Annotated in this window: 18 protein-coding genes; 9 read left to right on the forward strand and 9 right to left on the reverse strand. The window is 34.9% G+C overall.

Translation table 11 applies throughout. The features are described 5' to 3' along the window. Window positions 1-12: 12 nt before the first annotated feature. On the forward strand, window positions 13-375 hold the full coding sequence (locus tag AC3RV6_RS18495; RefSeq protein ID WP_489747420.1) for a cupin domain-containing protein: 363 nt from the start codon (window positions 13-15) through the stop codon (window positions 373-375). Window positions 376-597: 222 nt separating this feature from the next. Here AC3RV6_RS18495 and AC3RV6_RS18500 read toward each other — a convergent pair whose 3' ends face one another. The 5 genes from AC3RV6_RS18500 to AC3RV6_RS18520 all read right to left on the reverse strand — a co-directional run bounded on the left by AC3RV6_RS18500 (window position 598) and on the right by AC3RV6_RS18520 (window position 4,921). Then, on the reverse strand, window positions 598-1,782 hold the full coding sequence (locus AC3RV6_RS18500; RefSeq protein WP_489747421.1) for an MFS transporter: 1,185 nt from the start codon (window positions 1,780-1,782) through the stop codon (window positions 598-600). 12 nt (window positions 1,783-1,794) lie between these two features. Next, a complete protein-coding gene (locus AC3RV6_RS18505) occupies window positions 1,795-2,214 on the reverse strand; it encodes a MarR family winged helix-turn-helix transcriptional regulator (RefSeq protein WP_489747422.1) in 420 nt (139 codons plus the stop codon). A 150-nt stretch (window positions 2,215-2,364) separates the two neighbouring features. Continuing rightward, entirely contained in the window at window positions 2,365-3,063 is a 699-nt protein-coding gene (locus AC3RV6_RS18510) for a pseudouridine synthase (RefSeq protein ID WP_489747423.1), read from the reverse strand. A 37-nt stretch (window positions 3,064-3,100) separates the two neighbouring features. Beyond that, window positions 3,101-4,012: an HPr(Ser) kinase/phosphatase gene (gene hprK, locus AC3RV6_RS18515; protein ID WP_489747424.1), complete on the reverse strand. Its 912-nt coding sequence runs from the start codon at window positions 4,010-4,012 to the stop codon at window positions 3,101-3,103. An 18-nt stretch (window positions 4,013-4,030) separates the two neighbouring features. Then, window positions 4,031-4,921 (reverse strand): LysR family transcriptional regulator, encoded by an 891-nt coding sequence (locus tag AC3RV6_RS18520; RefSeq protein WP_489747425.1) that lies wholly within the window; start codon window positions 4,919-4,921, stop codon window positions 4,031-4,033. Window positions 4,922-5,126: 205 nt separating this feature from the next. Here AC3RV6_RS18520 and AC3RV6_RS18525 point away from each other — a divergent pair, with 205 nt between their 5' ends. The 3 genes from AC3RV6_RS18525 (at window position 5,127) to AC3RV6_RS18535 (ending at window position 8,213) form a co-directional block, all read left to right on the forward strand. Next, window positions 5,127-6,317, forward strand: coding sequence for a coenzyme F420-0:L-glutamate ligase (locus AC3RV6_RS18525; protein ID WP_489747426.1), 1,191 nt, complete (start codon window positions 5,127-5,129; stop codon window positions 6,315-6,317). 701 nt (window positions 6,318-7,018) lie between these two features. Continuing rightward, window positions 7,019-7,408: a methyl-accepting chemotaxis protein gene (locus tag AC3RV6_RS18530; RefSeq protein ID WP_489749309.1), complete on the forward strand. Its 390-nt coding sequence runs from the start codon at window positions 7,019-7,021 to the stop codon at window positions 7,406-7,408. A 265-nt stretch (window positions 7,409-7,673) separates the two neighbouring features. Beyond that, window positions 7,674-8,213, forward strand: a complete 540-nt coding sequence (locus AC3RV6_RS18535; RefSeq protein ID WP_489747427.1) for an ECF transporter S component — start codon at window positions 7,674-7,676, stop codon at window positions 8,211-8,213. An 87-nt stretch (window positions 8,214-8,300) separates the two neighbouring features. Here the strand turns inward: AC3RV6_RS18535 and AC3RV6_RS18540 are convergent, their stop codons facing one another. Together AC3RV6_RS18540 and AC3RV6_RS18545 are read right to left on the reverse strand one after the other, a co-directional pair. Next, entirely contained in the window at window positions 8,301-9,488 is a 1,188-nt protein-coding gene (locus AC3RV6_RS18540; protein ID WP_489747428.1) for a DUF4317 domain-containing protein, read from the reverse strand. Between the two features lie 76 nt (window positions 9,489-9,564). Continuing rightward, a complete protein-coding gene (locus AC3RV6_RS18545; protein ID WP_489747429.1) occupies window positions 9,565-9,927 on the reverse strand; it encodes a winged helix-turn-helix transcriptional regulator in 363 nt (120 codons plus the stop codon). A gap of 132 nt (window positions 9,928-10,059) precedes the next feature. Here AC3RV6_RS18545 and AC3RV6_RS18550 point away from each other — a divergent pair, with 132 nt between their 5' ends. The 3 genes from AC3RV6_RS18550 to gshAB all read left to right on the forward strand — a co-directional run bounded on the left by AC3RV6_RS18550 (window position 10,060) and on the right by gshAB (window position 14,423). Beyond that, the gene (locus AC3RV6_RS18550) at window positions 10,060-11,178 is read left to right on the forward strand and encodes an S-(hydroxymethyl)glutathione dehydrogenase/class III alcohol dehydrogenase (RefSeq protein ID WP_489747430.1); all 1,119 of its coding nucleotides are present in this window, start codon (window positions 10,060-10,062) and stop codon (window positions 11,176-11,178) included. A 4-nt stretch (window positions 11,179-11,182) separates the two neighbouring features. After that, a complete protein-coding gene (gene fghA / locus AC3RV6_RS18555; protein ID WP_489747431.1) occupies window positions 11,183-12,016 on the forward strand; it encodes an S-formylglutathione hydrolase in 834 nt (277 codons plus the stop codon). Between the two features lie 133 nt (window positions 12,017-12,149). Continuing rightward, window positions 12,150-14,423: a bifunctional glutamate--cysteine ligase GshA/glutathione synthetase GshB gene (gshAB, locus tag AC3RV6_RS18560; protein WP_489747432.1), complete on the forward strand. Its 2,274-nt coding sequence runs from the start codon at window positions 12,150-12,152 to the stop codon at window positions 14,421-14,423. Between the two features lie 665 nt (window positions 14,424-15,088). Here gshAB and AC3RV6_RS18565 read toward each other — a convergent pair. Further along, entirely contained in the window at window positions 15,089-15,778 is a 690-nt protein-coding gene (locus AC3RV6_RS18565; RefSeq protein ID WP_489747433.1) for a type 1 glutamine amidotransferase domain-containing protein, read from the reverse strand. An 83-nt stretch (window positions 15,779-15,861) separates the two neighbouring features. Between AC3RV6_RS18565 and AC3RV6_RS18570 the strand changes: the two genes are divergently transcribed. Further along, window positions 15,862-16,188, forward strand: coding sequence for a MerR family transcriptional regulator (locus tag AC3RV6_RS18570; RefSeq protein WP_489749310.1), 327 nt, complete (start codon window positions 15,862-15,864; stop codon window positions 16,186-16,188). Window positions 16,189-16,402: 214 nt separating this feature from the next. Here AC3RV6_RS18570 and AC3RV6_RS18575 read toward each other — a convergent pair whose 3' ends face one another. Beyond that, window positions 16,403-18,178 carry an aminopeptidase P family protein gene (locus AC3RV6_RS18575; RefSeq protein ID WP_489747434.1) on the reverse strand — a complete coding sequence of 592 codons (1,776 nt, stop codon included), beginning with the start codon at window positions 18,176-18,178 and terminating at the stop codon, window positions 16,403-16,405. A 369-nt stretch (window positions 18,179-18,547) separates the two neighbouring features. Here AC3RV6_RS18575 and AC3RV6_RS18580 point away from each other — a divergent pair, with 369 nt between their 5' ends. Then, the gene (locus tag AC3RV6_RS18580; RefSeq protein ID WP_489747435.1) at window positions 18,548-19,447 is read left to right on the forward strand and encodes a diacylglycerol/lipid kinase family protein; all 900 of its coding nucleotides are present in this window, start codon (window positions 18,548-18,550) and stop codon (window positions 19,445-19,447) included. Window positions 19,448-19,731: the final 284 nt, after the last annotated feature.

A 19,731-nucleotide genomic window follows, 5' to 3' on the forward strand; every position in this document is an offset into this window, starting at 1 on the left:
GAGGTGATTACAATGAAAAAAGTAAATGAAAATGACTTTGAATATCGTTTTGAGGATCATGGTCCAAAGTATTTAACACGGGGCCCAAATGTGGATGTCGGTATTGTTGTACTTAAACCTGGACAGGACTTTCAGAACCACTATCATACTACTTGTGAAGAAATCTTCTATATTTTAGAAGGTGAAATTGATTTCTACATTAATGGTGAACACATTATAGCAAGACCTGGTGATATGGTACAGTGTGCACCTAAAGATACACACTATCTGACAAATAAAGCCAATGTAAACTTTAAAGCGCTTTTCGTAAAATCACCTTATATAACAGAAAGAGATGTAGTAACTTTGGATAATCCTGTCCTTGCAAGTAAATAATATTTACTTAAACTCACAATAAATCACTAAGTTCTTTAAATCAATAGTCAATAATAGCATTATCATCGTTAAATATATTTATATATTTCGATAAACGTCATATAATATAACAAGAGAAAAGATTTTAAATAGCCTAAGAAGTCAAGTAATTAACGAGTACATTTTCTATAAGATGTACTCGCTTTTTTTTATGATATTTCATAATGTTTCATTCTAAAATTATTAACTCGCCGCCAAAACATTTTTCTTTCGATACAAGTAGGCGAACAATAATGTGGCTGCAATGACAACGCCCATTAAACTTAAATACAATCCTTTATAGCCTAATACAGGAATGATAGATCCTAAAAAGTATGGACCGAAACCAAATCCGAAGTCCAAAAAGATGTAAAAAGTTGATGTTGCAACGCCAATTCTATGGATTGGAATTCCTTTTAATGCAACGGCTTGTGCACAAGATTGGAAGTTCCCAAATCCAAGACCTATCACGGCACCTGCTAATAATAACGTCCAACCTTTATGCACTTGGCTTAATAAAAGTAGACCCAACGCGAAACTTATTAGAGCCGGATATACGACAAACTTGGCTCCTTTTATATCCAATAATTTACCCGTAAAAGGTCTTGATATTAACACCGCAAAAGCATAAACAAGAAAGAAAAAACTAGACGTTTGAACAAGGTTAATTTCTTTTGCATAAAATGAAATAAACGACAATACACCTGAATAAGAAAGTGCTACCAAAAGCGTAATAATAGAAATTGGCAAGGCTTTTATCTCAATAAATTTGGATAATCCATGTGCTTTTTCAATCGTTCCCTCTGTTGGAGAAGCAATACTTGATTGTGTCCCCTTAACAAAAAAGAACATCACGACACTTACTATACTTAATATAAGACAAAGAACAAAAATCTTATTGAACGCTACATGCTGACTCATAAATATCCCAACAAATGGACCTATTGCTGTTGCCAAAACAGTACTCATACTAAAATAACCAATACCTTCACCTCGTCGTGATGGGGGAATAATTTGTGCAATAATCGTACCTGTCGCAGTTGATGCGATTCCCAAACCGATCCCGTGAAATAAACGGTTAGCCAAAAGTAATGGTAATGTCGTCGCTCCAAAATAAAGTGCAGTTGCAATCATTGATACAATTAGACCAATAAATAATATCTTTTTACTTCCAACCCGTTCAATAATACTCCCTGTCGCAATTCGTGCAATCAATGTTCCAATAATAAAAATTCCCGAAACAAGTCCAGCCATACTTGTTGAAACACCGTACTTTTCTACTGTAAACGGAGCTATCGTAACAATTAATAAATACATAACAAGCATTAAGAAAAAATTGATAATAGAAACCACAATAAAGTTTTTAGTCCATAATTTTTGTTCTTTCATTGTTATACCCTCTTATTTTTCTAAATTTTTATTTGCTTTTTCTAATACTTTGATAGCGATTTGTAACTCTTCACTTGTCACATCTACCAAAACCTCTTCATAAATAGTTTGCAACTGAAGCATTACTTCTTCACAAACAGTATTCCCCGTATTAGTCAAACGAATCCATTTTTCGCGCTTGTCCACTCCTTGTGTTACTTCTACATAATCCAACTCTTTCAAACGCTGAAGAACCTTCGTAACAGTAGGCTTTTCAACTTGTTGACGATTTGCTATATCTGCAGGTGTGATTGTACCCGCTTGTAAAATTAAATTTAAAATCGTCCACTGTGAATTAAACAAGCCATACGGTGCTAACAAAATGTTGAGTTGACTGATTATTGGTCGATAGAGCAATCTATAGTTTCGAAAAAATACTTGTTGATCTGTCATCAAAGCCATCTCCTTCAATATACTTAATTCGGTTAGTTATACTAACTAACCACTTATATAATTTAACAACAAAAATGATGTCCTGTCCAATAAAAAGTTTTAAAAGTACCTACTCAAGTATTTCGAGTAGATACTTTTAATTAGTATTGTTCATAGTTTTAAACTATCCACTTCTTCTTTTGTTAAATGGCGCCAATGACCAACTTCTAACTGACCTAGTTGTAAATCCTTAATTTGCATGCGCTGTAGTCTTGTAACTGTGTATTGAAATCGTCGGCACATTCGTCTAATTTGTCTGTTCAACCCTTGCGATAAAGTAATCTTAAAACGAAACGCATCTAACTGAACAACAATACATGGCTTTGTCCTAGTGTTATCCTTTTTCCTAGGATTGTAAATGTCTACCCCTTCAGCCAATTCCGCTATAAATGAAGAAGTTAATTCTTTATCAACCGTAACAATATAATCTTTATCATGGTTATTTTCTTCCCGTAAAAGTGCATTCACAATACTACCATCATCCGTTAAAATAATGAGACCTTCCGATTGCTTATCCAAACGACCAACCGGAAATATTCTTTCAGGATAATTAACAAAGTCAATAATATTTCCCTCAATATTACTTGCTGCCGTACACGTAATACCAGGCGGTTTATTGAGCATAATATAAATACTATTTACCTTAGACACAATTAGTTGTCCTTCAACTTCCACCCGATCCCCTTCACTAATTACATGACCAAGCGAGATTAATTCCCCATTAACGGTTACTTGTTCGGCTTTTATAAAGCGGTCTGCCTGACGCCTTGAACAATATCCTGATGCACTTATAAATTGATTCAACCTCATAACTTTCCTCCATATAACAAACAATTAAGCCAACAACTTACATATCAGATTCGACCCGCTTGATGAACTCTTCAGCTGCACTATACCCTTGTTGCTTAAGGAACCAGTTATTCGCAGCCGCTTCAATTAACCCAGCCACGTCTCGGCCTGGTTGAAGTTGAATTTCAATATGTGGAATTTCAACGTCCATATACTCTACAAAGTCCGTTTCTAGTTCCAATTCATTGTTGAGTGACTCGTCATGCCATTTTGTTAATTCAATATCAAGCACAATTCGTGTCTCTTCCTGAAAAGCAGCTCGTCCATAAGAACGCACAACATTTAACAAACCAACGCTCCGTAAAGCAAGAAATTCCTTGTTTTTTTCATTATGTGTCCCTAAAATCGTCTGAGGACTAAGCTTTTTTAATACAACAATATCATCCGCAACAAGGCGATGTCCCCGGCGGATAAGTGTATTAGCTGTTTCGCTTTTGCCCGTACCTGAATTTCCCCGAAGCAAAATCCCAATACCCGAAACATTGACACAAACCCCGTGAATGGCAATTTCTTGTGCCAACATTTTAACTAAATACAAATCTAACAAAGTTCTAAATTCACTCGTTGATTTATCCGTGCGTAAAACAGGAATTTTCCCTTCCATACAATACTGTCGCAGTCCTAACGGTTCTTTTTGCTGTGTCGTAATAATCACACAAGGAGGATCATATTTGACCATATTACCAATGCGAAATTTCGCTTCTTCATCACGTAAAGTATGTAAATAGTTATTTTCATTTTTACCTAAAATTAAAATATGATTTTTCGCAATAAATTCAAATACATCGATAAACTCCAAACCAGGTCGACGTGACTTAGTTTTAGTTATAAGTCGTGATAGCTGGTCTTTTCCAGTCAGTACTTCTAGTGAGAAGTGTTTAACGATATCATCTACCATAATTGTTTTCATCTCTATCGCCACTCCTTCCTAATTCATCTTATTTAAAATGAGCTCATAAAATCTCGTTGATGAAGGTGATAATGGTACACTTTTCAAATAACAAATGCCAATACTTCTTTTCGGTATTTCGTCGATTAACTGAACTTCATGCAATAAACCATTTCTTAAATACTTCTCTGAAAACTCCCTTGTTACACAAGCGACACCTAAATTAATTTTTGCAAACTCCAATAATAAATCATGCGAGCCTAATTCGAACTCAGGTGAAATTTGGATTCCTTTTGATAATAAAAAGTCCTCTACATACTTTCTAGAGTTTGACTTCGGTTCAAGAAAAATTAGTGGTAGCTTCACTAGTTCCTGTAGATGAACTGGTTTTGACAATAATCTTCTAAACTTTTCAGCATAAACAAAAGTATCATGGATTTCAAACACAGGTCTTAGTTCCAAAGACGAATCTTCAATAGGAAAGTTGCAGAGCGCAATGTCGACTTCCCCTGATTTCAGAGTTGAAATAATTTCATCTGTCGTTCCATTAACAATTTTGATTTTAATATTCGGGTAATTATTACGGAAATTTTCTAGATAAGGAAGCAAAAAGTACTTAGAGATTGTATCTCCCACGCCTATTTTTAGTTCCCCTGCTGTTAAATTTTTAAATTCCATTATTTTTTCTTCTCCAGCATCGATTAAACTTAAAGCAGAATTCACATACTCAAATAAAAGACTGCCTTCGTCGGTCAAAGTGACCCCTTTAGGCGTTCGATTGAAAAGGCGAGTATCTAATTCACTTTCTAATTGCATAATTGATTGGCTAACGGCTGGTTGCGTCATGTAAAGCGCTTTTGCCGCCATTGAAAAACTATCACTTTTTCCAACAACTAAAAAAACTTTATATAAATCTAATTTGCTAACCATATAAGCTCCTCTTATACCCCTTATTACATATATTAACTTTACTTATACCACTGAATTATTATATAGTACAAGTATAGCGTATTTTGTAATACAGAGCGAAAACCACACAAGTTATTAAGACATAATCAGCAAATAAATAAATTAAATTGTTAAAAGCCGTCTGAAAAGTGAACACTCACTTTATCAGCTATAAGGAGCGATTGTAATGGGAAGAGTTGTTGGTACTGTAGTTAGAGGACTTCGTTGTCCAATTATTAACAAAGGCGATAACATTGAGGAAATCGTAGTGGATAGCGTATTAGATGCAGCCGAAATTGAAGGTATTACTTTTAATGATAAAGACATCGTTGCTATCACTGAATCCATTGTTGCGCGTGCGCAAGGAAACTACGTAACAATTGATCATATTGCCGCAGATATCCATACAAAATTCGGAGATGATACAATCGGTGTTATTTTTCCGATATTAAGTCGTAATCGTTTTGGTAACTGTCTTCGTGGTATCGCAAAAGGTGCGAAGAAAATTGTTATCATGCTTAGTTATCCATCTGATGAGGTTGGAAATCACTTAGTAGACCTTGACTTACTAGATGAAAAAGGTGTTAACCCTTGGACAGACGTATTAACAGAAACTCAATTCCGCGATTACTTCGGATACAATAAACATGCTTTTACAGGCATTGACTATATAGACTTTTATAAATCAATCGCAGCTGAGTTTAACATAGAATGTGAAGTGATCTTTTCAAATAACCCAAGAACAATTTTGGATTATACAAAAAACATTCTTACTTGTGATGTTCATACAAGACAAAGAACAAAAAGAATTTTAAAAGAGAATGGCGGACAAAAGATATACAGCCTAGATAACATCATGAACGAATCCATTGATGGCAGCGGGTATAATGAACTGTTCGGACTTCTCGGTTCAAATATTGCAACAGAAGATAGCTTGAAACTTTTCCCGCGTAATTGTCAACCAGTCGTCGATAAAATTCAACAAATGCTTATTACGAAAACTGGTAAAACTGTTGAAGTTATGGTCTATGGAGATGGCGCATTTAAAGACCCAGTCGGTAAGATTTGGGAACTTGCGGATCCCGTCGTATCACCTGCTTATACTGCCGGACTTGACGGTACACCGAATGAAGTGAAGTTAAAGTATTTAGCTGACAACAACTTCGCTGATCTAAGAGGTGAAGAGCTAAAACAAGCAATTTCTGGATTCATTGATAACAAAAATGATGACCTAGTCGGATCTATAGAATCTCAAGGAACAACACCACGTAAATTAACTGACCTAATTGGTTCTTTAGCAGACTTAACTTCAGGTAGCGGAGACAAAGGAACACCAATTGTCTTCATTCAAGGCTACTTCGACAACTTTACAAAATAATAAAAATGAGCAATGCTAGTTATTTACTAGCATTGCTCATTTTTTTATCGTTCAGCGATTGTTGCATGGTTTCACGGTAACGTTGATTACTTTGCACAAAACGTTGTATAGTTTCTAAAATACGTTGACTCGTTTCGTGGACTTTGCATGGTTTCACGGTAACGTTGATTACTTCGCACATAATGTTGCGTAGTTTCTGTAATACGTTGACTAGTTTCGCGGACGTTGCATGGTTTCACGGTAACGTTGATTACTTTGCTCAAAACGTTGTGTAGTTTCTGTAATACGTTGACTAGTTTCGCGGACGTTGCAAAGTTTCACGGTAACGTTGATTACTTCGCACATAATGTTGTGTAGTTTCTGTAATACGTTGACTAGTTTCGAGGACGTTGCAAGGTTTCTCGGTAATGGTAATTATTTTTTTGTCCTAACTCTTTCCAGATATATAATTAGAGCTTTATGTTAATTTATTTTAAATCTGCTTTATAGTCAGCGGCTACTACCTTTTTTAGAAAAGTAATTTGAAACCATAACCTTTTAAATACAATTCATTCGTTCCTCCATAATCATCCACTTAATTAATAGTAATTAACTGTTTAAGAATTGATTCATAAGTATTTGGAAAGAAAAGAAGAGGTTATGACAATATCAGAAGAATTCAAAACGAGTACAGAACGCATCATTAAGCTTCCGCTAGTCAGATAGTAGAATTGACATTAGCCATTCAGAAAAACACGAAGAATGTTGAGGCTTCCGTGGAAGTAAGTCTAAAGAACACAGCGCATGGCGTTGAAATGATTGAAGAAGTGGGTAACTCATTTTTAACAATTGTCGAAGCCGTTCAAGTAATGAGTAATCAGATTAAGGAGATCTCAGCATCTACAGAACAGATTTCAGCTAATGCAGAAGAAGTTTCTGCCTCTGTCACAGATATTGCAGTAAATGCGAGCACTGCTTCAGCACAAGCCGAACATAACTCAGCTGCTATAGAAGAGCAAATGGCGACAATTGCTGAAATTAATACTGTTGCAACAGATCTCGTTGGAAAAGCGCTTGATTTGCAAGAAATGGTACAACGATTTAAGGTGTAAAATGAGTCAATTCCAAGACTCATCAATAAAAAATGAGCATTGCTAGTTAATTACTAGCCTGCTCATTTTTTAACTTTATAATAAATTACTTCATAATAACTCTATTCATTATAATCTGACCTCTATCATTTGTACTAAATTGGCACTTTCAAAGAGACCAAATTTTTGCTAAAGTTAACTGACAGTGAGCAAACAACATCCGGGAAGAAAACTTTAATAGGTAAGTTTTCAAGATGCTCATAATAAAATGAGATGAGGAAAGTTAATGACTACGCAAAAAGCAACAACTTATTCTAATGAACGGACATTCAATTTAATTTTAACATCAATGTTAATCGCCCTTATTTTCGTTGCAACACTTTTACTAAATATAAAACTACCAATTACCGCAAAAGGTGGATTAGTTCATCTAGGCACTGCAATGCTCTTTATCGTTTCAATACTATTCGGTCCTAGAAAAGCGGCCATTGCCGGTGCATTTGGTATGGGTTTATTCGATTTATTTGCGGGTTGGACTTTGTGGGCACCTTTCACTTTTGTAACGAGAGGATTCCAAGGATATATCGTCGGGAAAATCGCTTGGTCAAATGGTCGTAAAGGGGCAAATAGCGGTTTCAATCTATTAGCTACAATTATTTCGGTACCGTTCATGTTAGCCGGTTATTACATTTGCGAAGCCATTCTTTTTAAAAGTTGGATCATCCCAGTAGCATCTATTCCAGGTGATATTCTACAATGTGTAATAGGAATTATTGTAGCCATTCCAGCCTGTATTGTATTGAAAAAGATTCCCTACTTTAAATAAATAATAATAAAAGAATGCTTCTTATTATGAAGCATTCTTTTTATTAAAACTTCAATAAGTATAGGGAATAAAACACAAAAAAGTTTTTTATAATAATTCTTCTTCACTTAGTGTAAATCCTTCAATCATCGTATCTTCTTCTACTTCGATTAAGATGCATCGTTGTCCCTTATAATTAACCTGTCTGACATACCTCAAATCTTGTGGGCTTATCGAAATATCAGCGACTTTCGTGCTAATTTTAATAGACTTGGATGTGTAACTTGGAACGACATGACTTGCTTTCATTTCATACGTTTCATCATCTACTACTTTCTGAAAGGCCATTCCTATTTTTTCAGTACTCACATTTTGTACACCGCTCGCTTTTAACACACGTTCTAACTCTATCTTATCCAAAATCGGAACAGTTTCTTCTTCCTCATCTTCGGCTTCTATATCCATCATGCGATTGATTTCTTCATATACATTGGCTAGCGTTCTTGTATTCACCTCATCGCCAACTACTTCCTTTACAATCTCTTCAAAAACAGCTTTATCATCCTCTGCAGTCATTATTTCCTCACCATTTAGTACATGCTCAATAAACTGGTAATCTGGTTTATTGGATTTTCCGGCAGCGTATAGGATATGATTAGTATCTGCTGAGTTGTCTGTAAAGCATGGGAATAAAAAGCCACCAGTAGGAGAAGTAAGGTTTATGACTGGATCCAGCATCAGACTAGACTTAAACTCTTTCCCAACAAAGTCAAACACGAGTGAACGTTTTGGAAGTTCCGTCTGATTCATGCTACAAAGGATGAATGGCATAGTATACGCCTCATCTCGTTGTCCCATTTCATATTCATCTAGATTCTTTTTCTTCGGTTTATAATAGTTTCCGCGAATGAATGTGATAACTAGGTCTTTTTCAAAATTAACATCCTGAATCATTTTTTGTGCGATACTATGCATACCGGTTTTCCAGTCTTCCACACTTTCCGCATGAATTCCCTCATATAAAAGCCGTTGTGTATGATCCGTTTGTTCCTCTTTTTGCTGCATAAAACTAACTTCAAACATCTTTACATCAAGTTTCCCGCCTAATACTTTTTTGAAATTAGCGAGAAATAGTTCCTGTTGCTCCCGGTCTAACAATGCAAACGGTTGGCTCTCCTCATGATAGATTTCATTACTCTCTTGTTTAATATAAACTTTATAAATGTCGTTAATCTTCAGTAAATCCGTTTCTAACTTAAACTGTTTACGAATTGCTGCAATATCTTTCTTGTTCATCCCTTATACCAACTCCCTATCTAAGTTACTAAATTGTTCGCCAAATATTTAAAAATAGTTCAGCTCTTATTAAATTTTAATCAACTAAATCCTCATTAGAATTCTTTTCCAAAAAACTATTAAAGTCGTCTCCCCAATCACAGATGGATGTTACAACGGGTTCTAGGCGAAGACCAATTTCACTTAATTCATATTCAACTTTAGGAGGTACAACAGGGTATACAGTTCTAGTAACTATTTTATCATCTTCCAATTCCCTTAGTTGTCTAATTAACATGCGTTGATTGACTTGAGGAAGTTTTCTTTGCATTTCGCTTAATCTTAATGGAGACTGCTGAAGCAAACACCATATAATTGCTATTTTCCAACGTCCGCCTATAACTGATAACGCCAAGTCTTTACCGGTAAAAAAAACCTTTTCTTTATAATGAATTGTCATATACTTCACTCCCTATGTTAATCATACTACTTAGTGACAAAAATGTCAGTATTGTATTAAGCTTAATTGTATGTGATTATGGGTATATAGTTAAGATGAGATAAAATAAAACAAAAGAAAGAAGGAGTTAATTTGAAAAGTAGAGCAGCCGTTGCATTTAAAGCAGGAGAACCACTTAAAATTGTAGAAATCGATGTAGAAGATCCAAAAGCAGGCGAGGTATTAGTAAAGATTTTGTACACTTCAGTCTGTCATACAGATGCTTATACATTATCGGGTGATGATCCAGAAGGCGTATTCCCTGCCGTACTAGGTCATGAAGGCGCTGGTGTTGTCGTAACTGTAGGTGAAGGAGTTACTTCAGTAAAACCAGGGGACCATGTTATACCACTATACACCGCTGAATGTGGCAAATGTAAATTCTGTCTTTCTGGTAAAACAAACTTATGTAGTGCTGTACGAGAGACTCAAGGTAAAGGGTTAATGCCTGATGGAACGACTCGTTTCTCTTATAACGGGGAACCTATTTATCATTACATGGGAACAAGTACATTTAGCGAATACACAGTAGTTTCTGAATTCTCCTTAGCAAAAGTTGAAGACAAAAACGTTCCGCTTGATAAAGTTTGTCTATTTGGATGTGGTGTAACTACTGGTATTGGTGCTGTTCATAACACAGCGAAAGTCGAAGAAGGCGCTGTGACAGCGGTATTCGGTTTAGGAGCTATTGGATTAGCTGTTATTCAAGGATTGGTTCAAGCGAAAGCTAGTCGGATTATTGCCATTGATATGAATGATGGTAAAGCCGAATTGGCTAAGAAGATGGGCGCAACAGATTTTATTAATCCTTCTAAGTTTGATAAACCAATACAAGAAGTCATCGTTGAAATGACAGATGGTGGAGTAGATTATAGCTTCGAGTGTATTGGAAATGTAGAAGTAATGAGATCTGCTCTTGAATGTTGTCATAAAGGTTGGGGAGAAAGTATTATTATCGGCGTAGCAGCTGGAGGGAAAGAAATTTCTACTCGCCCATTCCAATTAGTTACGGGTCGAATTTGGAAAGGTTCAGCTTTTGGCGGTGTTAAAGGAAGAACTGAACTGCCAGGCATGATTGAAGACTTTATGAACGGTAAGATTGATTTAGATTCGTTTATTACCCATAATTTAGACTTTATGGATATTAATAAGGCATTTGATTTACTTCATAAAGGTGAGTCAATTCGTACAATATTAACATATGGAGAGTGAAATAATGTGTCTTAAACTAATTGAACAAAAACGCTCTTTTGGTGGAGAACAATGTAAGTACACCCATTACTCAGAAGCCCTACAATGTGATATGACATTTAGTATCTACTTACCTTCAAATAAAGAAAACAAAGAAATCCCTCTTATTTGGTGGCTATCTGGTCTAACTTGTACAGATGATAATTTCAGCCAAAAGAGCGGCTTTCAAGCATTGGCTGCGAAATATCAAGTAGCTGTTATGATTCCGGACACGTCACCACGTGGGGAAGATGTGGCGGATGATGAAGGATGGGATCTTGGAAAAGGTGCCGGATTTTATTTAGACGCGACACAAGATCCGTGGGCAAAGAATTATAGAATGTATACGTATATCACAGAAGAATTATCGGGTATTGCTTCCACTTTAGTTCCGAACTTTTCTGGAAAAGAAAGTATTACAGGGCACTCCATGGGCGGTCACGGTGCTTTATTAATTGGGATGAAAAATGCTGAGAGATTTAAATCAATTTCTGCATTTGCACCTATTTCAAGTCCGAGCCAAGTTCCGTGGGGAGTAAAAGCATTCACGTCTTATTTAGGTGAAGATAAAGCAGCTTGGAAAGAATGGGATGCTTCGGAACTCATCAAAGAAGCTGATGTGCCACCTATCCTTATTTCACAAGGAACTGCAGATAACTTTTATCCAGATCAATTGGATGAAACTAATTTCCTAGAAAATGCGCAAGCAAATAATCAACAAATAACTTACAACAAAGCTGAAGGCTATGACCATAGCTATTTCTTTGTTAGTACTTTCTTAGATGAACATTTTAATTTCCATATGGAAAACTTGAAATGATTCTATTTTTACAATAAGTGTTAGAATGGAAAATATCCACATTGCAATTAAATGTGGATATTTTTCATTACTGCCTATTTTTGTATCTTAAAGTTTACTCTATAAAACTAATTTATTAGGAGGTATAGATATTATGGAGATTAAAAAAATGCTAGCCAATGAAAGTGTAAAACCCTACTTATTAAAAGCTCGTTTTGGAATTGAAAAAGAAGGTCAACGCATTGACCTAGCAGGAGATTTGGCTAAAACAGATCATCCTAAAAGTATTTCAATAAATGATGAAAATCCTTATATTCAGCGAGACTTTGCGGAAACACAGATGGAATTAATAACACCTGTTACGGAAAATCTGGAGGAACTGTTTAGTTACTTATCTGCAATCCACGAAGTAGCCTATCGTTCTATGGGTGAAAATGAGATGCTTTGGCCATTAAGCATGCCGCCAGCGTTACCGGAAAAAGAAGAAGACATCATTATTGCGAAATTAAAAAATAACGATAATGTACTTTATCGCAGATATTTAGGAACAACGTATGGTCGCCGTAAACAAATGATTAGCGGTATTCATTTCAACTTTGAATTCGGCGATGAGTTAATCCAAGCGTTATTTAAATTACAATCGGAGATTAACGATTACGGGCAATTTAAAACAGAACTCTATCTAAAAGTAGCGAGAAACTATTTACACGATCGATGGTTAATAACTTATTTTTACGGCGCTTCTCCGAGTAGTGAAAAGAATTTCTTCGAAGAATGTTCTTTGAATGAGCCAGTAAGAAGTATTAGAAGCAGTAAATATGGTTACACCAATCATGACGATGTTCATGTATCCTATAGCAGCATACAGAACTATGTATCAGACCTCTCTTTGATGGTTAAAAAGGGACTATTGATAGAAGAAAAAGAGTTTTATTCAGCTGTACGTTTAAGAGGCGGACAACACGCATCGGATTTGGAAGATAGCGGTATTAAATATATTGAGCTCCGAAATATAGATTTAAATCCTTTTGAAACGTATGGAATTAGCCATGAACAAGCAGAATTTTTACATCTTCTTTTACTTTATTCACTATGGAAAGATGACGGTAAGAATTGTGATGAATGGGTAAAAGCAGGTGAATCTTACAATGAGCTTGTCGCTCTTGAGCATCCATTAGCAGATACACAACTTAAAGTTGAGGCTGAAAATATTATTAATGAAATGGAAGATTTAGTAGAAAACTTAAACTTAACTGTTTCAGATACATTATTTGTTAATCTGCGGGAAATGTTAATCGACCCAAGTAAAACTTTAGCTGGAAGACTTTATGAGGAAAGTGAAAAAACTAGTCAAGGTCAAGTAGCTACGAGTATTGCTAAAGAAAATTATAACAAGTCATGGGATAAACCATATCAACTAACAGGATTTACTGACATGGAGTTGTCCACTCAGCTTTTAATGTTTGATGCAATTCAGCAAGGAATTCAGGTAGAAATTTTAGATCGACAAGATCAATTTTTGAAGCTTAAATTAAATGATCATGTTGAGTATGTGAAAAATGGAAATATGACAAGTAAAGATAGTTATGTATCCACTTTAATTATGGAAAATAAAACAGTAACGAAGAAAATCCTTCATCAGCAAGGATTCCGTGTTCCAATTGGTGAGGAATACCAGACAATAGAACATGCTTTACGTTCTTATGAATTGTTTTCCACCAAACCTTTTGTTGTGAAACCTAAAACAACAAACTATGGAATTGGAATTTCTATCTTTAAAGAAGGCGCAAATTACGAAGATTATCAAAAAGCAATAACACTAGCATTTAAAGAAGATTCTTCTGTCTTAATCGAAGAGTTTCTAAATGGAACAGAATATCGTTTTTTTGTGTTAAACAATAAAGTTCTTGCCATTTTATTACGAGTTCCTGCAAATGTTAAAGGTGATGGTAAACATACCATTGAAGAATTAGTCATTGAAAAGAACCGCGATCCTTTAAGAGGAAAAGACCATAGGACACCTTTAGAAACGATACAATTAGGTGAATTAGAGAATCTTATGCTTAAAGGTCAGGGCTATCAATTTAGTTCGATTCCAAAGAATGATGAAATCATCTATTTGCGTGAAAACTCTAATGTCAGCACGGGTGGAGACTCAATTGATGTGACTGATGAAATTTCTGATGACTATAAAAAAATCGCAGTGGATGCCGTATTGGCACTTGGAGCTAAAATTAGTGGGATTGATTTGATTATAGAAAATAAAGATGTTTCTGCGACTAATAAAGATGCTTATGGAATTATTGAAGCAAACTTTAATCCATCAATGTATATGCATTCCTATCCATACAAAGGAAAGTCTAGACGTTTGACTATGCATGTCATACAATACTTATTCCCTGAACTATTACAAAACGGTATTAAATAAATAAAATCGAAACTAATCTTTTTTCTGTCTCATCAAGTTAAAGTTTGTTCTGAATCTCCACTTTGTGCGGGTACTTTTTGTTCAACTAAATACCTTAAATCATTATAATTATTCATTTAAAAAAGGGGCTGTCCCAAAAGGTCATGAAAATGACCTTTTCGGGAAAGCCCTCTTTTTATCTCTAACCTGCGGACGCTTCCCTCGCTGCTCAGTCCAGGGTCTTTTACTCCGGGACTAATTGAACTTCTTCCGCCATCGTTTCCACAGGAGTCAACGCCTGTATTCCAATAAACTGAACGTATAAAAGCATATAAAAGAATTGCCACTTCGTGTAAAAATGAAAGTTACCAAACAAACATTTTAAGTCGATAATAATTATCAACTTGTTTTATTTAATCTACTTATGGGACAGCTCCGTTATTTGTTTAACTAAAAAACCTCACCTACTTATGATGATATGGTTCACGGTAATGTTGGTAAGTGCGATTTTATTCTTGATCCTATTTAAAAATTAATGCTGCATAAATATTTCTGATTTCTCTTGAGCTTTTACGCGAGTTTTCATTAAACCAAAGTATTCAAGCGCCGTTAGCAAAATATAAAAAGCACTTCCTTGATCAATAATTGATCAAAGAAGTGTTTTTTCAAGAAGCACGAGTGTGATATTATCTTGCTATTTTTAATAATTTCAATACCTCTTTGGCAACTGCACCACCTGATGATGGATTTTGTCCAGTGACAACCCGGTCATCAACCACAGCGAACTCTGCCCAGTCTTCGCCTTTAACATAATTTCCACCTTTGTTAACAAGTTCATCTTCTGTTAAAAATGGAACTATTTTATCTAATCCAAGTGCAATTTCTTCAGTATTTGCGAAGCCTGCAACCTTTTTATTGGCAATTAGATTTTCACCTGCCGCATTTTTAATATTTAATAAACCAACAGAACCATGACAAACAGCAGAGATGATCCCGCCATTTTCATATATTTTAATAGCGATATTTTGTAAATTTTCATCATTAGGGAAATCCCACATTACACCGTGTCCACCTGTATAGTAAATGGCATCATAATCTCCTGGATTAACATCATCTGCCGATAAAGTAGTACCTAGCTTATTTAAAAAGTCATTGTTTAAATAATATTGCCAATCTAATTCAGTCATTTGATCTGGTTGCAAGCTGTGTGGATCGATCGGTGTATATCCACCTTTTGGGCTAACGTAATCTATTTTATATCCTTCCTTTTCCATCTTATCTACAAAGTGAACAGCTTCTCCAAACCATAATCCTGTTGCACGTTCATGATTTGGGTATTTAGAAATATTAGTTACAACTACTAAAATATTTTTCATTATACATACTCCTTTTTGTTTGATACTATATACCTTAATGGTTAAACCATACTTTAAGTCAAGGAGGTTGTATTATTTATTCAATTCAAAAGGCTAGCCTATTAGCTCAAATTCCTTCAAGTACTATTAGATATTATGAAAAGATAAATTTAGTTCCTACAATAAAAAGAGATAAACAAGGAAATCGTACATTTGATGATAAAGACATTGAAATCCTCAATTTAATTAGATGTTTTAGACATCTAGGAATGTCCATTAATGATATAAGAGCAAGCATCCCAAACATAAATTTAGAATATGAAAATATGAATACAAAAGAAATTCTATTTCAACATAAGAAAAAATTAGAGGAGCAAATTGGTATTTTAAATTCTTACATCCATGAAATTGAAGAAAAAATGGTTAAATAAAATTTTACAAATCGATTTTCAGTTCGAGTTGCCCCTGGTCATGTAGACAGTTTGTTCATCTATAGTCAAGTGACGACTTTAAGAAGCAGGTAGCTACTCCTGCTTCTTCTTTAATTACCTCACCTACTTATGGTACGGTTCCCTGTAAATAGTCTAAGTGCGGTACCATTTTAATATTGGCGCTACATTCGAACTTGTAATGGGCAATACCTATTTAAATTTCCCTAGTTTCTTCTCTTAGCCATACTCTCTCGTTTTCATTTAAATAAGGAGCTAGCTTTATGTATACCTCTTGATGATAATTATTTAACCATTGCTTTTCGCTCTCTGTTAACATATCTTTATTGATACCGGATAAATCAATAGGGCAATACGTGATGGCTTCAAATTTCATAAATTGACCAAACTCTGTTTTCTCGTCTTCAACTACTAACATCATATTTTCAATTCTAATTCCATGTTTACCTTCAAGGTAGATTCCTGGCTCATTTGTAATAATCATGCCTTTTTCTAATATAACATTATTATTATTCCTTATGCTTTGTGGTCCTTCATGAACATTCAAGAAAAAACCTACCCCATGTCCTGTCCCACATTTATAGTCCAAACCATACTGCCAAATTGGCTGTCTTGCTAAAACATCTAAATTAGCGCCTGTTGTTCCGTATAAATATTTAACTGCGCTTAATGAAATAAATCCTTTTAACACTAAAGTATAATCTCTCTTTTCTTCCTCGGTAAGGCCTCCCAAAACAATCGTTCTTGTAATATCTGTTGTTCCATCATAAAACTGTCCGCCTGAATCAATTAAAAAAAGACCTTCATTCTTAAGAGTAAATTGCGTTTCCTTATTAGCTTTATAATGCATCATCGCAGCATGTTCTTTATAGCCTGCTATCGTATCAAAGCTAGGTCCAACAAATCCTTCCTGCTCTCTTCTGAAATCTTCTAATCTTTCTTCCGCCCTAATCTCTGTAATTCGCTCTTTATCTACAGAGTCTTTTAGCCATTTGATAAATTTCACCATGGCTAAACCATCTTTTATTTCACACCATTTTAAATTTTTTATCTCCACTTCATTTTTAATAGCTTTTAAATTAGTCGTGATGTTAGGACTTTCAATTTTCTTTGTATTACTGTTAATAGCATTATATAATCTGATATTTGTTTTATTCGTATCTAAAATAACGGCATCTCCGCCTGTAAGATTTCCCAAGAATGTTGGCATTTCATGATTCGCTTTTAACTCGATTCCTTCAGCCTCCAGTTCTAATTTAACCAAAGGAGGAACCTTGCAAGAATCAATAAATAAATAACATTTATGTTCTGCTACGATTACATTAGCTATTACAATTGGATTGTTAGGCACATCCTCCCCTCTTATATTCAAAAGCCATGCAATGTCATCAAGGGAAGTTAAAATATGGTAATTTGCTCCTTTATTTTTCATTTCTTCTCTTACTTCATTTAATTTTTCTACTCGTGATTTGCCAGCATATTTTACGTCATGAGTAATAATCTGTCCTTTAGGAATCTCCGGTCTATCTTCCCACAGATCACCAATTAAATCTTGATTCATTTTTAATACGATACTCTTTGCTTTTAGATCTTTTTCCATCTTTTCAACCATATTTATTGAAAAAACATTTCCATCAAAGCCAACAATGGTTCCTTCTTTAAGAACATCTGCTAGCCATTCTGTATAAAATGGTACCCCTCGATCCGCCATTCTAAATAATCTGATTCCTGAGCTTTCAAGCTGCTTTTCAGCTTGAATATAGTACCTGCCATCTGTCCATAACCCAGCATCTTCTAATGTAATAACTACAGTACCTGCAGACCCTGTAAATCCTGATATCCATTCTCTACTTTTCCAATGTTCTGCTACATATTCACTCTGATGTGCATCAAAACTGGGGATTATATAAGCATCCATTTGATTTTCTTTCATTAACTGCCTTAACTTTTCAACCCTATCCCTGATATTCATTACTAATACCTCCATTTTCCTTAAGACTACATTCTTTATTTTCACAATCATACAGCCATGCAGCTAGTACTATACTAATTAATCCGGCAGCATTGCAAAAAGTATAGACATATTCATTTTACCAGAATATGTCTAGCTCATGATTAAAAATGTAAACACTTGCTCAAGACCATAAGAATATTTAAACTTCCCCTTTCACCAAACAATACATAAACACGACAGGTACAATTAACTGAAGATTTTTCAGTAATATCATGCCAATAATCACTTACATCATTCTTCTGATGATCATTATTTTATGATAAAGGATTTAAATAGATACAAAAAGGTAATAGATAGTAAGTTAAAAAATAAAAAGGAGAGAAAAATTTGAAAAAATCAGCATTAGTTATTATTAATCCTTCCTCAGGGAAAGAACAAGCAACAGAATATGAAGAACAAATTAGAGAAACAATCCAAGACACATACAGTGAAATCACTGTGAAATATACGGAGGGCGAAGGTGACGCGACACGCTTTGCAAAAGAAGCTGCAGAAAATAACTATGACTTCGTTGTTTCACTCGGTGGAGACGGGACTGTGAATGAAACTGTCAATGGACTCGCTCCATTTAGTAACCCGCCAAAACTTGGAATTATTCCAATGGGCACAGTGAATGATCTTGCTCGTTCATTAAACATTCCAATGAAACCTGTTGACGCGATTAAATTGCTCGTCTCAGGTACTGAAACAAAAATTGATATTGGAATGACTAAAGACAATACTTATTTTACAAATATTTTAGGAATTGGAAGTGCTGCTAAAGCAATTCATCATGTCGACAGTGCAGAAAAATCTAAATTTGGATCAATTGCCTACTTGAAAGCAATTGGGAAAGAAATAATGGATGATCACCCTTTTCCGATTAAGTTTGAGATGGAAGAAAATACATGGGAAGGTGATGTATCGGTTGTCTTAATTTCCCTCATCGACTCGCTAGGCGGTATCAAAACAATTGTAAATGAAGTCGAAAATGGAGACGGCAACTTCCATATCTTCGCGTTTAAACACCTTAACTTAACTGAGCTTGCGAAGATGACCCCTTCAATCATGATGGGCAAATTAAAAGAATCAGAAAATGTTCAATACTTTAAAACAGGACAGGTCAACATAACGACTTCTGCCGGTGAGACACAAGAAAGTGATATAGACGGCGAACAAGGACCGAATTTACCACTCGACTTAAAAGTTCTCCAACAACATATAACAATCATTTCGAATAAAGCTTAATCAAACTTAAAATAACCACAAAGAAGATTCCAGATTTCATCATCTAGAATCTTTTTTTAATCTATTATAATCTCACACGATTCTAGTACAACTGGGTCAATCCCATTCATAATCCCTTTATTTTGCGTCGCAGCGCGATAAAGGTCAATTGTAGCTATGTAATTTTCTTTTGCCATGCGCTCCAATACTTATTTCCCGGTAAATTCTTTACTTTCCAACTTTTTGAATGGTACTTGAGTTTTTACTTTTTAACAAATCATGTTTTGCGCTAAAAGGACAAGGCA

The sequence above is a fragment of the Sporosarcina sp. So3-204 genome, assembly GCF_058068165.1.